This window comes from Streptomyces sp. NPDC059695, from assembly GCF_042733785.1.
In the GTDB taxonomy this organism is placed as follows: Bacteria; Actinomycetota; Actinomycetes; order Streptomycetales; family Streptomycetaceae; genus Streptomyces.
The window spans coordinates 207,676-221,862 of sequence record NZ_JBHWFF010000003.1 but is presented as its reverse complement, the minus strand read 5'-3'; the positions used below and the strand labels follow the sequence as shown (position 1 = coordinate 221,862).

Annotated in this window: 8 protein-coding genes; 6 read left to right on the top strand and 2 right to left on the bottom strand. The window is 69.3% G+C overall.

Going from position 1 to position 14,187, the window contains the following annotated elements; translation table 11 throughout:
• Positions 1–34: 34 nt before the first annotated feature.
• The 5 genes from ACFV2S_RS06230 to ACFV2S_RS06210 all read left to right on the top strand — a co-directional run bounded on the left by ACFV2S_RS06230 (position 35) and on the right by ACFV2S_RS06210 (position 8,078).
• Positions 35–2,380, top strand: a complete 2,346-nt coding sequence (locus ACFV2S_RS06230; protein WP_385554709.1) for an AMP-binding protein — start codon at positions 35–37, stop codon at positions 2,378–2,380.
• A gap of 54 nt (positions 2,381–2,434) precedes the next feature.
• Complete coding sequence (locus ACFV2S_RS06225) at positions 2,435–3,532, top strand: Zn-dependent alcohol dehydrogenase (protein WP_385554707.1); 1,098 nt, start codon at positions 2,435–2,437, stop codon at positions 3,530–3,532.
• Between the two features lie 27 nt (positions 3,533–3,559).
• Positions 3,560–5,023, top strand: coding sequence for an aldehyde dehydrogenase family protein (locus tag ACFV2S_RS06220; protein WP_385554706.1), 1,464 nt, complete (start codon positions 3,560–3,562; stop codon positions 5,021–5,023).
• Between the two features lie 117 nt (positions 5,024–5,140).
• Positions 5,141–6,688, top strand: coding sequence for a long-chain fatty acid--CoA ligase (locus ACFV2S_RS06215; RefSeq protein WP_385554704.1), 1,548 nt, complete (start codon positions 5,141–5,143; stop codon positions 6,686–6,688).
• A gap of 43 nt (positions 6,689–6,731) precedes the next feature.
• A complete protein-coding gene (locus ACFV2S_RS06210; RefSeq protein ID WP_385554702.1) occupies positions 6,732–8,078 on the top strand; it encodes an NAD(P)/FAD-dependent oxidoreductase in 1,347 nt (448 codons plus the stop codon).
• 300 nt (positions 8,079–8,378) lie between these two features.
• On the opposite strand, the gene ACFV2S_RS06205 is transcribed toward ACFV2S_RS06210, so the two are convergent.
• Positions 8,379–9,998, bottom strand: a complete 1,620-nt coding sequence (locus tag ACFV2S_RS06205) for a transporter (RefSeq protein ID WP_385554700.1) — start codon at positions 9,996–9,998, stop codon at positions 8,379–8,381.
• 625 nt (positions 9,999–10,623) lie between these two features.
• On the opposite strand from ACFV2S_RS06205, the gene ACFV2S_RS06200 reads away from it, so the two are divergent.
• Positions 10,624–12,783, top strand: a complete 2,160-nt coding sequence (locus ACFV2S_RS06200) for a SpoIIE family protein phosphatase (RefSeq protein WP_385554698.1) — start codon at positions 10,624–10,626, stop codon at positions 12,781–12,783.
• 596 nt (positions 12,784–13,379) lie between these two features.
• On the opposite strand, the gene ACFV2S_RS06195 is transcribed toward ACFV2S_RS06200, so the two are convergent.
• Positions 13,380–14,000 carry a TetR/AcrR family transcriptional regulator gene (locus ACFV2S_RS06195; protein WP_369148102.1) on the bottom strand — a complete coding sequence of 207 codons (621 nt, stop codon included), beginning with the start codon at positions 13,998–14,000 and terminating at the stop codon, positions 13,380–13,382.
• Positions 14,001–14,187 lie beyond the last annotated feature (187 nt).

The following is a 14,187-nucleotide window of genomic DNA, read 5'->3' as shown; positions in this document are numbered from 1 at the left end:
TCGCCGTCCGCAGCCGGCCGTAGGGCCCCAGCAGATGGGAGAGGACCCGTCCATCGCGACGCTGACCGGGTTGCTGGCCGAGCGTGCGCAGCGATCACCCGATCGGGAGTTCCTGCGCTTCGGCGACGGATCCTGGACGTTTGCCGAGATCGACGACTGGACCTCCAGGCTGGCACATCGGCTGATCGAGGTGGACGGCATCCAGCCCGGCGACCGTGTCGCGATCATGCTCCCGAACATCGTGCACTGGCCGGTCGTGTGGCTGTCCGCGCTGAAGGCCGGGGCGGTGGCAGTGCCGGTCAACTCCTCGTACAAGCGGGCTGATCTCACCTTCCTCCTGCGGGATTCGGGAGCCCGGGTCGTGTTCACCGACCACGAGCGGGTAGGCCTCCTGAAGGAAGTCACCGACGCCGAAACCGAGTTGGCTGACCTGCGCATCGTCGACGTCGCAGCGGACGGGTCCGCGCCGTTCCCGGCGACCGCTCCGGCGGTGAGCGCTGCCGCCGAGACCTTGGCGAACCTGCAGTACACGTCGGGCACCACCGGCTTCCCCAAGGCATGCATGCTCACCCACGACTACTGGGTGCGGCTGGGCTGGACCTGCGCCGCACTGACCGGCCTCGGGTCCGACGACGTCCTGCTCACCGCGCAGCCGTTCTCCTACATGGATCCGCAGTGGAACACCGCGCTCGCCCTGACGATCGGGGCCCCGCTGGTCGTGTTGCCCCGGTTCTCCGCGTCGGGCTTCTTCGCCGATGTCCGCCGCCACCGTGCCACCTTCTTCTACGTGCTCGGGTCCATGCCGACGCTGCTCTTCAAGCAACCGCCGAACCCCGACGACCTGGACAACCAGCTGCGCCTGGTGCTCTGTTCGGGCATCCCGGTCGGGATCCACGCGCAGCTGGAGGAACGCTGGGGAGCGCCGTGGCGGGAGATCTACGGCATGACCGAGTCCGGCGTCGACCTGTTCAGTTCCGTCGATGACGTGAACGCCGTGGGGAGCGGGAGCCTGGGGCTTCCTGCGCCGACGAAGCAGGTCCGGGTGGTCGATCCGCAGGGCGCCGACCTGCCCGACGGCGAGCCCGGTGAGCTGATCGTCTCGGGCAGGCCGCTGATGCGCGGCTACTGGAACCGTCCGGAGGACACCGCCAAGGTGCTGCGGGACGGCTGGCTGCACACCGGCGATGTCGTCGTCCGCCGGCCGGACGGCGGCGTCCAGCTCGTCGGTCGGATCAAGGACATGGTGCGCCGGGGCGGCGAGAACATCGCGAGCGCCGAGGTCGAGGCCGCCATCGAACGTGAAGAGGAGGTCATCGCCGCCGCCGTCGTCGCCGAACCCGACGAGACCTTCGGTGAAGAGGTCAAGGCCTTCGTCCAGCTCGCCGCCGGGGTGCCGGCCGACCGTACGACCGCCGCACGGATCGTCGACCGGGCCGGCCGTCAGCTCGCCCGTTTCAAAGTGCCGCGCTACGTCGAGTTCGTCGTCGACTTCCCGCGGACACCGTCCGAGCGCGTGTCCAAGCCGGCCCTCAAGGCCCGCGCCGCGGCCGAGCCCGGTGTCACCTTCGACCTGGGCGCCCGGCGCGGCTCTGCGGGCGCACCCACCGTCCCGTCCTCCCCCCCGTCCACGGACGTCCTCGACGTCGACGTCGTACGGGGCGTGGCGGTACTGACCCTGCGCCGTCCGGAGAAGCTGAACGCCATGGACGTCGTCACGCGAAGGCGACTCGCCTATGTCATAAGGAAGTTCGGGGCCGGCGACAACGTGCGCGGAATCGTGCTCACGGGTGAGGGCCGGGCGTTCTCAGCCGGTGAGGACCTCCAGGCGCCGCCCTCCTCGTACGAGGAGATGCGGGAGGCGTTCGAGACCTTTCACGACATCACCCGCGCCATCGTGGAGACACGGGTCCCCGTCATCGCGGCCGTGAACGGTCTCGCGGTGGGCGGTGCCTCGGAGATCACCCTCTGCTGCGACGCACGGATCGGAAGTCCGAAGGCGGAGTACTACCAGCCGGAGAACGGCCGGGGCATCACGATCTCGAACGCGTCCAGCCTGCTGCTGAACAGGCTTGTCCGGAACCACGCGATGCGCATGGTCCTCGGCTCGCCGCGGATCGGCGCCGAGGAGGCCCTGCGGATCGGTCTCCTGGACGAGATCGTCGCGCCCGACGAGCTGGTCGACCGCGCGGTCGACCTGGTCGTCGAGTGGACGCCGGAGAACAACACGACGGCGCTTCATCTCGCGCTGCTGCGGCCGCGGCTCGACGAGATCGAGCAGGCCTTCGCCCGTGAGGACGCCGCCGCGCGCCAGACCTGGGAGAGCGGCGTGTTCAGGGCCGGCATCGAAGGCTTCTGGACCGCGAAGGGCACCGGCAAGTAGCTCGGGACAGGGGTCGGTACGGCCCCTTCTGCAAGGAACAACTGAGGAGAAGACGTGATCGACACAGAGGCCGCGGTGCTCACCGCGGTGAACGAACCGCTCGAGATGACCGCGATCCAGGTCGACGATCCCGAGCCCGACGAGGTGCGCGTCGCGGTCTCGCACGTGGGACTGTGCCACAGCGACCTGCATTACATGACCGGCACGGTGCCGACCGACCTGCCGGTGGTGGTGGGTCACGAGGTGGCCGGAGTCGTCGAGGCGACCGGCTCCGCGGTGACCGGACTGCGGGTCGGCGACCGCGTGGTCGGGGCGCTGACGCCGTCGTGCGGCCGCTGCGTCAACTGCGAGGCCGGCCGGTCGACGCAGTGTCGGCGCGTGGCGGAGGTCCGTCGTCGCCCGCGTCCCGCGTTCCAGCTGACGAACGGCGAGCCGGTCGAGCGGCTCGGCGACATCGGCGCGTTCTCGCGGCACACCCTCATGCGGGAGAACGCGCTGGTGAAGCTGGACGACGCGGTGCCGCTGCACGTGGGGTGTCTCCTGGCGTGCTGTGTCATCACCGGCGTCGGCGCCGTCTTCCGCGGCGCCCAGGTGCGTCCGGGAAGCACGGTCGCCGTGATCGGCTGCGGTGGCGTCGGGTCGGCCATCATCCAGGGAGCCAGACTGGCGGGGGCCTCGGCCGTCGTCGCGATCGACCTGGACGAGGCGCGACTTGAGGCCGCGCGCGGCTACGGCGCGACGCATGTCGTGAACGGGGGTGCCGAAGACGTCGCCGCGGAGGTTCGGAAGCTGCTGGGCGACGGCGTCGACTATTCGTTCGAGGCCGTCGGCTCGGCGCGCACCGCGGCCACGGCACTCTCGGTGGTGCGGGCGACCGGCACCGCGTGCCTGGTGGGCATCGCCCCGGAGGGCACCGAACTCAAGGTGCCCGCGTCGGACTTCTTCTTCGGCGAGAAGCGCCTCATCGGCTCGTACATGGGATCGGGGCAGGTGCGTCAGGACATCGTCCAGCTCGCGCGCCTCTACCAGCAGGGGCGGCTGCTGCTCGACGAGATGGTCACGCAGGTCATCCCGTTCGGCGAGATCAACGAGGGCTTCAAGGCGATGCGCAGCGGTGACGTGACGCGCGTCGTCGTCGACCTCAAGGCCTGACCAACAACGGATGCAGAGGTGACTCACATGTCGAGCGGCGAGACGACGATTCCCCAGCCGGTGAACTACATCGCGGACGCCTGGAGCGACTGCGAGACGATCCAGGGCGAATGGAACGTCGACCCCAACACCCGGGAACCGGTGCACCGCACGGTCACGACCGGATCCGAGGACGTCGAGCGGGCGCTGCAGCACGCCGAACGCGTGTACAGCGTCGGCCGGTGGGACGACGAGGCCCGCCAGGAGCGCGCCGACGTGCTCGAACGCGTCGCCGCGCTCATCGAGACCCGAGTCGAGGACATCGCCCGTACGGATGCCCTGACCAGCGGTGTGCCGATCGGCGTCACCCGGATGGTGGCGGAGTTCCTGCCCGCCAGGATCCGGGCGACGGCAGCGGACCTGCTGAACATCCCCCGGGTGCGCGCTCTGGCGGCGGGCGGCCGCGATGTCCGCCTGTACAAGGTCCCGTGGGGGCCGGCCGCGATCCTCACGCCCTGGAACGGCCCGAGCTTCATTCCCGCGGCGAAGGTCGTGAGCGCGGTCGCGGCGGGCTGCCCGGTGATCCTGAAGCCGTCGGAGCACGCCCCGGGCAGCGCGCAGATCGTCGTCGAGTGCTTCGTCGAAGCCGGGCTGCCCAGCGGTGCGCTGCAGCTCGTACACGGCCGGGGCGACGTGGGTGCCGCACTGACCGGTGACCCGCGCATCAAGGTCCTGTCGTTCACCGGTGGTCCGGCCGCCGGCCGGGCGATCGCCCGGGCCGCCGCGGAGGACTTCAAGGTCCTGCAATTGGAGCTCGGCGGCAACAACCCCGCGCTCGTCCTCGACGACGCCGACGTCGAGGTCGCCGCCGACGGAATCTTCGAGGGCATGACCAAGCTGAACGGCCAGTGGTGTGAGGGGCCGGGCAAGGTGCTCGCCCACAGCAGCCTGGTGGGGCCGCTGCTCGAAGCGCTGACCGAGCGCATCTCCAAGATCGTGATCGGTCATTCGCTCGACGAGAGCGCCGAGCTCGGTCCGATCTCGAACGCACCGCACTTCGCGACGCTGGAGAGCCGGATCGAAGGACTGCGCGCCCTGGGGGCGAGCGTCCACCAGCCGGCCCGGCTGCCCGAGCTCGACGGGTTCTTCCTCTCGCCGACCGTCGCCGCCGGGGCCGACCCGGCGAAAGCCACTGCGGAGCTGTTCGGTCCCGTGGTGTCCCTGCACGCCGTCGATTCCGACGAGGAGGCGCTGCGCATCGCGAACGCCCACCCGTCGGGACTCGATGCCTATGTGTTCGGCGGGGACACGGAACGCGCGATCGAGGTCGGCTCGCGCGTGCTGTCCGGCGAGGTGCGGGTCAACGGCGCCAAGCTCGCCGACCTCGGCGACGATTCCGCGCAGAGCTTCTGGGGACCGTCCGGCCTCGGCGGTCACGGCCCCGCCGAGTCGGTGCGCGTGTTCTGCGGTGACCGGGTGGTCGGAGTCGACTCGCCGGACCTTCCGCTGTGAATCGCGCCGCTGTCGTGTTCGGGACACGGGTGAACGACGCAGCGGCTGAGGGCTGACGTCTTCGACTCAGCCGTCGAGATCACCCGATGACCAACCCAGAGCCGCTGGAGAACCACCTTGCTGAACCTCTCGATCCTCCTCGAAGACTCCGCCCGCACGTTCCCGGACCGGGACGCGCTCGTGCTCGGCCCGACCCGGCTGACCTACCGCCAGGTCGACGCGGCGGCGAACCAGGTCGCCAACCTGCTGGTGTCCCGGGGCATCCGCCCCGGTGACAAGGTCGCCCTCAGCTGCCCCAATCTGCCCTCCTTCCCCATCGTCTACTACGGCGTGCTCAAGGCGGGTGCCGTCGTGGTCCCGCTCAACGTGCTGCTCAAGGGCCGCGAGATCGCCTACCACCTGGGCGACGCGGACGTCTCGGCGTACTTCTGCTTCGAAGGAACCCCGGAGCTCGCCATGGCCGCAGAGGGTCATGCCGGCTACCTCGAGGCGAAGACGGTCGAGCACTTCTTCGTCATCACCGCCGACCAGGAATCTCCCAGCCCGATCGCCGGTACGGAGACGCTCGGTCAGGCACTCGCCGGTATGAGCACCGTGTTCGAGTCGGTGGTCAGGGAGCCGACCGACACCGCGGTCATCCTCTACACGTCGGGAACGACGGGACAGGCCAAGGGAGCGGAGCTCTCCCACGCGAACACGATGATGAACGTGCTGGCCAGCAACCGGTTGTTCCGCAACGAACCGGCCGCCGACAGCCACGTGGTGTGCCTTCCCCTGTTCCACACCTTCGGCGCGACGGTGCAGATGCACGCCGGGTTCTCGGTCGCGGCGACCTTGCACCTCGTGCCGCGCTTCGCCGCCCGTGAGGTGGTCGAGCTCATGAGCCGCGAGGACATCACGTTCTTCGCGGGTGTTCCGACCATGTGGTGGGGGCTGCTCAACGCCCTCACCGACGACGTCGACGTCCGTCGGATCGCCGGCAACCTGCGGATCGGCATCTCCGGTGGGGCGGCCCTGCCGGTCGAGATCATCAACCGGGTCGAGCAGCGCCTCGGCGTCACCGTGCTCGAAGGGTACGGGCTGTCCGAGACATCGCCCGTCGCCACGTTCAGCGACCCCCGGTTCGCGTCCCGACCGGGCTCGATCGGCGTCCCGATCTGGGGTGTGGAGCTGAAGCTGATCCGACCGGACTGGACGGAGGTCACCGAGGCCGGAGAAGTCGGCGAGATCGCGATCAGGGGCCACAACGTCATGAAGGGCTACTACAACCGCCCGGAGGCGACGGCCGAGGCGATCCGCGACGGATGGTTCCGCACCGGGGACCTCGCGCGACGCGACGAGGACGGCTTCTACTACATCGTCGATCGGGCGAAGGACCTCATCATCCGCGGCGGTTTCAACGTCTACCCCCGCGAGATCGAGGAGGTGCTTCACACCCATCCCGCGGTGAGCCTCGCGGCGGTCATCGGCGTCCCGCACGACAGCCATGGTGAGGAGGTCAAGGCGTTCGTGATCCTCGAGAAGGACGCCTCCCTCATCGCCGACGAGCTCATCGCCTGGGGCAGGGAACGGATGGCCTCCTACAAGTACCCCCGCATCGTCGAGATCGTGTCGAGCCTGCCGATGACCGGCAGCGGAAAGATCCTCAAGCGCCGGCTGGCCTGAAGTCGAGCCTCTGCCACTGACAACACGAAGCAAGGAACGTGTGATGAAGACGGACAACGTCGAGTACACCAACTTCAGTGGATGGGTCGACCCTCCCAGCAACGTCCAGCCCGCCCTGCAAGAGGACATCACCTGTGAGGTGGCGGTCGTGGGCGGCGGACTGGCCGGGATGTCGACGGCGCTGCGCCTGGCCGAGCGCGGCCAGGACGTGGTGCTGTTGGAAGCCGAGTTCTGCGGCCACGGCTCCGCTTCGCGCAATGCAGGGCAGCTGGCAGGTGCCCCGGGCGGCGACATCCAGTTCCTGAACATCCTCTACCCCAGGAAGTTCCCCGGCATCGTCCGGTTCGCCGAGAACTCCGCGCACTTCGTGGAGCACCTGATCGAACGGCTGGACATCGACTGCGACTACGAGGCCACCGGCAACGTCTGCGCCGCCGTGTCCCGTGGGCAAATGGGCCGCGTGCGTCGCGTGACCAAGATCCTGCGGAAGGCCGGCGGGAAGGTCGAGCTCGGCACGAGTGCGGAGCTGGGCATCCCCCGCGGATTCCTCGGCGGTTTTCGCGAGTCCGTCGGCGGGATGATGAACCCCGGCAAGTTCAGCCTGGGCATCCGCCGCGCCGTCCTCTCGTCGCGTGCCCGGGTCTTCGAGCGCACGAGGGTCACCGACATCACGCGGGACGGCCATCACATCACCGTCATGACACCCGGTGGTGAGGTGCGCGCGAACAAGCTCGTGCTCGCCACGAACGCCTTCGGCGGCGAGCTGGCGATCACTCCGAAACGACTGTCCGTACCCATCTGGGTCACCGAGGTGGAGACCGAGCCCATCGACCCCGCGCGGCTGGCAGCACTCGGCTGGACCAGCCGTTCGGGAGTGGTCACCCAGCACAACTTCATGGAGAACTACCGGCTCACCTCGCGCAACACCATCGTGTTCGGCGTGCGTCGGATCCAGCGGGGGAAGAGCTACCCGCTTCCCCTGAGGAAGCCGGACGAGGCAGTCGTCGCCGACCTCGCACGCGGCTTCGAGACCCGCTTCCCCGCGCTGGCCGACGTCGCAGCAGCGCGCGCCTGGGGCGGATGGATCGGGATCACGACGTCGTGGCTTCCGCTCGCCGGCAACATCGACGACAACGTCTTCTACTCGGTCGCCTGCAACGGCCACGGCCTGGCCCAGGCGCCGTACCTCGGCTCGCTCATCGCCGACCACATCGTGGACGGAGAACAGCACGAGGACCTGAAAACCCTCTGGATGAAGAAGCCCAAGTTCGGACGCCCCGTGATGATGGGGGCTCCAGGACTGCGGACCATCTGGACTGTCGACCGGATCAACGACCGGATCAACGGAAGCCGGCGGAACGCCCGACGCGGCGCGGCTCCGGTGACCTGACCGGGCCATGGGGCAGAGGGGGCCTCGGGACTGCCGTTCCTATCGGCCGGTCCGCGGGGCCCCTTCCGCATGTGTGCACGACTGTCACCGACGGGCCGGGGCCGATGACGAGTCGACAGGCTTCGTCGCCGGCCGGGACCGGCGGAAGGCGCTGTCAGGACCTGCTGCGTCGGCCGGGGCGCCGCGACCGCCTGCGTCGGCGACGCGCCGTCGGAGCAGCGGTGCGGTCCGAGGTGACCGGACCCGGCGCCCGGCAGTCCGCCGCCTCTTATGTGAGAACGGGCACGGCCGGCGAACCGATCACCACCCGGTTCTCTCTGCCTCCACCCGGTCGTGACCGGGATTTCGAGAATCCCCCTCCTCCCGCCGGGACGGCCTCCTGCTGCCGAGCCATCCGAGGAGGAAGGCCACCGGGACGGAGAACAGACCGGGAGTGTGGAAGGGGTACCAGTCGAACGCCGCTTCCGGCCACAGTGCGTAGTCGGTGCCGGAGACCACGGGTGAGCAGAACGTGAGGACCGTGCAGAGGAACAGCCCGCCGTAAACCGACCACGACAGCCCTCGGCGGTTGAACCCCGGCCAGTAGAAGGAGTAGACGAGCGCAGGGAAGACGCACGTCGCCGCGACGCTCAGCGAGAAGGTGACCAAGAACTCGACGGGGTACTGGCTGACGGCGACGGACAGCGCCAGCCCGCCCACACAAAGGGCGACGACGACCGAGCGAAGAGCCCGGATCTCGCCCTGATCCGTGAGGGGGCGGCCGTTCCTGACGATGACGTCACGTGTGAGGGAGACGGCGGCGGCGAAGGTCACGCTGGTCACCGCTGTCAGCACGGCGAGGAAGGCGAGGCACGCCATCACGGTGATGAGGACCACGCGTGCCGTCGACGCCCGATCGAGGACGCCGGATGCGAGCAGGATCGGGGCCCCCTGACCGTTCGCGTCGACCCCACCGATCACCTCGCTGCCGACCACGGCCGCCGCCGCGAATCCCACCGTGATCAGGAGGAGGTAGAAGGCACTCGTGAGACCCACCGCGATGCTCGTGGACCGGCGTGCGCACCACCCGTTCCGCGCGGCGGCGACACGGAGGATCAGGTGGGTCATCATCGCCGTGCCGAGGACGACGACGTGGTCACTGATCGTGTTCACAGGGCCGAGGCCCGCCGTGTGCGCCCAGAGCCCCCTGCTCAGATACGCGTCCGGATCCGTGCTCTGTTCCACCGCGGCCGAGAGCAGGGCGCCCGGACTCCACGAGAACTTTCGCAGGGCGAGCAGGGCGACCACCGCGAGCGTCACCAGCGTGACGGGTACCTTGACGACCTGCACGAAGCTGGTGCCCCTCAGGTCCGCCACCCCCGCGAAGCAGGCGACGAGGCAACCCATCAGCACCGTGCAGAGCACCTGGGCCGCGTTGCTCGACATGCCGAGCAGGAGGGCCGCGCTGATGCCGGCGGCCCGTAGCTGGACGATGAGCAGGGGGATCGTGATGACGAGCGTCACCACTGCTGCCGCCGTGCGCGGTCCCCGGCCCGACGCGCGCAGGGAGAACAGGCCGCCGAGCGTGTAGTGCCCGCCGGCACGGATCCTCCCCGCGAGGAGGAGCAGCGCACCGAGCGCGAGGACGCTGTCGACGGCAGAGGCGAACCCGTCGTAACCGAAGAGGGCGATCGCCCCCGAGATCGCGAACAGGGCGACGACCGTGATGAACTCACCTGCCAGGGCGAAGCCGTTGAAGACCGGCGAGAGGGACCGGTCGGCAACGTAGAGGTTCTCCGGACGGTCGTCCTGGCTCGCGAGGGTGAAGACCCACAGCAGGCACAGGCCGATGAAGACCAGGAAGGCACTGATCACGGAAGCCCGGGCGGCCGAGCCGACGGGGTCGAGTACGCCCGAACTCAGGAGGAGCGGAGTCGTCACCGGGTCACCGCCCGGACTCTCGCGTGGAGGACGTACTCAAAGGACCGGCGTGGGGCCGGCCGGAAGCCAGGGGCTGCTCGGCGGGATCGCACAGCCACGTCGACCGGTCCTCGTACCACCCCACGGCAGCGAGGAAGACACCGAGTTGCAGGATTCCCCCCATGAGGCCGAGCGTGAGCCGCCCGTACACGTGGGTCCCGGAAAGGGTTGTGGAGCAGGACAGGACGACACCTGTGGCGAGGGGCACTGCGTTGGCGACCAGGAATGCTCGCCGGACGCGCCGCGCGGCACCGTCGGCGTCGCGTGTCGGTGCGGGCGGACCGCCGGGCGGAGCCTGAACGAAAGGGAAGCGCACGGAAGCCTCCGGGCAGCGAGGGTGCGGGTGGGGTGACGGCCCGGGTCCCACCGTGGCCCGCGTCGGGCGTTGCTGGTCCGGGTGGCCCCCGCAGCCGACCTGTTGGGCCGGGGTGCTGGAGAGGCAGGCACGGCTGACCGTACAATCGAAACCGATGCCGAATCGATTTCGAGTTTACGCATGGTTGATCGCGGTCCGTCAATTTCCCCCGCCCCCCGACCGCCACCTCACCCGGTGGCAGGCGGCCGCACCTTTCCGGACAATGCCACTATGAGGACCGATGTCGACGCGCTCCTCCGACGTCTGGCTCAGGAGCTCAGGCCACGGACGGACGAGGCGGTCGACGCCGTCTTGCGGTTCCCCCGCAGCGAGCTTCCCGAGCTGTGGCAGTACGAGGACATCGCCGCTTTCGCGTCCGAGGAGACGGCCGGGCACGTCACCGCGCTCCTGACAGTGCTCGAACACGGCTCGGAAGCGGCAGAGGCCGCGCCCCCGCCCCAGTCCGTCGAGCTCGCTCGGAGGTTCGCCCGCAACGGGGTGCCGATCAGCACCCTCCTGCGCGCCTACCGGCTCGGTCACGTCGGCCTGCTGCGGCTGATCCAGGCGGAGGTACCGCGGTTCACCGACGACCCGGAGCTGATCAACGCCGTGGCGGTCCGGCTCATCAAGACGGGCTTCGAGTACGTCGACCGCAGTTCCGTAGGCGTCGTCGCGGCCTACCAGGAGGAACGCGACCGCCGGCTGCAGCGGCGGCTTCTCCTGGCCAACGAGGCAGGCCGGCGCATCGGAACCACGCTCGACATCGGCCGCACCTGCCGGGAACTGGTGGACGTCGGCGGCGAAGGCTTCGCCGACTTCACCACCGTAGACCTCCTCGCCTCTGTCCTCGACGACGAGGACGCGTCGCCACCGTCGGAGCCGTCACCGCTCCGCCGCGTCACCCAGCGGTCCGTACCGGACGACGGCACCACGGAGTTCCCCGTACCGACCGGACGGACACACAGCTACCCGGCGGAATCGGAGCCGGCCCGTGCACTGGCGACCGGCACGCCCGTACTACGCCGCGTCGGGGCAACCGACGCCTCGTACGACGCAAGCGGAGGCCACCCGCGCGGTGAGTTCCACTCGGCCATGCTGCTTCCCCTGGCGGCCCGTGGGGAGACACTGGGCCTCGCCCAGTTCTTCCGTACGGGAAGCAGCGCGCCCTTCGACGAGGACGATCTCCTCCTCGCCCAGGAGATCGCAGCCAGAGCGGCGGTGTCCATCGACAACGCCCGCCGGTACACCAACGAACGTTCCACCGCGCTCACCCTCCAGCGGAGCCTGCTGCCGCGGCACACGGTGGAGCAGTCCGCCGTCGTCGCGGCCTCACGCTGTCTGCCCAGTGGCTCCCGCGCCGGCGTGGGCGGCGACTGGTACGACGTGATCCCTCTGTCCGGAGCCCGAGTGGCCCTCGTCGTGGGCGATGTCGTCGGACGCGGACTGCGCGCCGCCGCCACGATGGGCCGCCTCCGCATGGCGGTGCGTGCCTTCGCCGACATCGACCTGATGCCCGACGAACTTCTCACGCACCTGGACGACGTGGTCATCCGCCTCCAGCACGAGGAGGGGGAGGATGCGGGCGAGACCAGCGCCACCTGCCTTTACGCGGTCTACGACCCCGTCTCCCGCGTGTGTTCGCTGGCCAGCGCCGGACACGTCCTGCCGGCCGTGGCCACTCCCCCGGACCGCGAGGGCGACACCTCCGGCTCCCGGTCCGTCGAGTTCCCGGAGATGCCGATCGGCCCGCCGCTGGGCCTGGGGGGACTCCCCTTCGAGACCGTGCAGTTCGAACTGGCAGAGGGGAGCCTGCTGGTCCTGTTCACCGACGGCCTCATCCAGAGCCGTACACGCGACGTCGACACCGCTCGCGAGCTGCTGCGCGACGTCCTCACCCAGGAGTCCGAGTCACCGGACGAGGTCTGCGACCGACTGATCGCCGCACTGTTGCCCCAGCGCCCCGTCGACGACATCGCCCTCCTGGTGGCCCGCACCATGTCGCTCGACGCGGACCACGTGGCAACCCTCGACCTCCCCTCGGACCCGGCTGCCGTGGCCGGGGCGCGCCGCTTCGCCTCCGACACGCTGACCGCTTGGGGCCTCGACGAGCTGTCCTTCACCACCGAGCTCATCGTCAGTGAACTCGTGACGAACGCGATCCGCTACGGCAAGAGCCCGATCCGACTGCGGATGATCCTTCAGTCCACGCTGACCTGCGAGGTCTTCGACGCCAACAGCACCGCCCCACACCTACGACGCGCCCGTACATACGACGAGGGCGGCCGCGGACTGCTCCTCGTCGCCCAGTTCGCCAAGCGCTGGGGCACACGGCACGGCCGCGAGGGGAAGGTGATCTGGGCGGAGCAGGCCCTGCTCGTGGACGATCTTTGAGGGCGCCTTGGAGCACGGTGGGCGAGGGGCAGGGATGCTCGCGGGGCGGGGCAGCATGTCCAGTGGAAGTCATGACCGGCGGGACCTTGACGGATCCCGCCCTAGAACTAAACTCGAACTCAATTCCACATTGAGTCTTGCCGCAGCCTTCGAGCCAGACCGCGACAGGGATCTCGCCCGCTCGAAGGCGTCGGCAAGACGGAGAATGCGATGACGTGCCGCACTCGCGGGCTCATCGCGCCGCCAAGTCGTCGAGTCGGTGCGCCAGGGACGCCCCCGGCTCGACCCTGACCAGGGCATCGCCTCGACCTCGCACCTGGGAGGTCAGGTCCTGGCGATGCCCTGGTCACCCACCGACACCGCACCTGCCGATACGCGACCGTCACGATGCCGTCGGCGGGCACCGAGCGCATCGATGGGTCGGATCCGCTGGGCGACATCGAGGCGGCCATGGCATGCGACACCCCGCCGGAGGGTCGCCCGAGCCGGCGAGCACGCCGAGAAGGAGCCCGACACGCCCCTAACGGAGGGCACAAACAGCCGCCACGCCCCGTCGTCACGCGGCGCGACTCGCTCGCGTGACGCGGATCGCCCGATCAGACGGCGTAGGTCTCGAGGTACGCGGTCACCATGCGGCGCGCTTCGTCGATCGTGACGTCGTCGCCAGTCGGCGATTGCCGATACGCGATGTCGAAGAGACGGTTGCCCACCTCGAAGGCGAGGTGCAGGACGAGCCGGGGAGTGTCGGCCGACAGCAGCCCACGCTCCACAAGAAGGCGCCAGAGCCGGTCAGCCTGCGCCGCGTCGAATTCTCGCACCAGGTCGCTGACCATCTCGTTGCGACCCGCGAACCACAGCTCGACACAGCTGCGATGGGCGCGGAAATAGTCGCGCATCGGGTCGATGACGACGTCAGCGGCGTCTCTCAGCGTGGGTAGCTCGGACTGTTCCAAGGCGGTGGCGATGAGCTCCTCGACCGCCTGCAGATGTCGACGCAGGAGCTCGGCGTCGACCTGGTGCCGGTCGGAGAAGTAGTGGTACATCGAGGCGATCGGGATGCCCGCCCGCTCACCGACCGCCTTCAGGGTGGCCGCCTCATAGCCCTGCTCGCAGAGCAGCTCCTCGGCGGCGTCCAGGATGGCCCGCCTCCGTTCCATGCCGCGACGCTGCACAGCCGGACGAGCCGCCGCCTGGGCTGTCAACTTTTTCTCGAACACAATTCGAGATCGTATCAGCCGCACCTGTCGATCGCCCTCGCGCGAGGGCGGCGGCACGCAGGAGCAGGACCACTGCTGACGCCACAACCTCAATCCCGGCTTGACCGCGCACGAGCCAAAAATTAAAGTCGAATCGAGTTCGAGTTTTACCTCGACAGAGGCCCCCTCCGGGTCCCTGTCACCACAG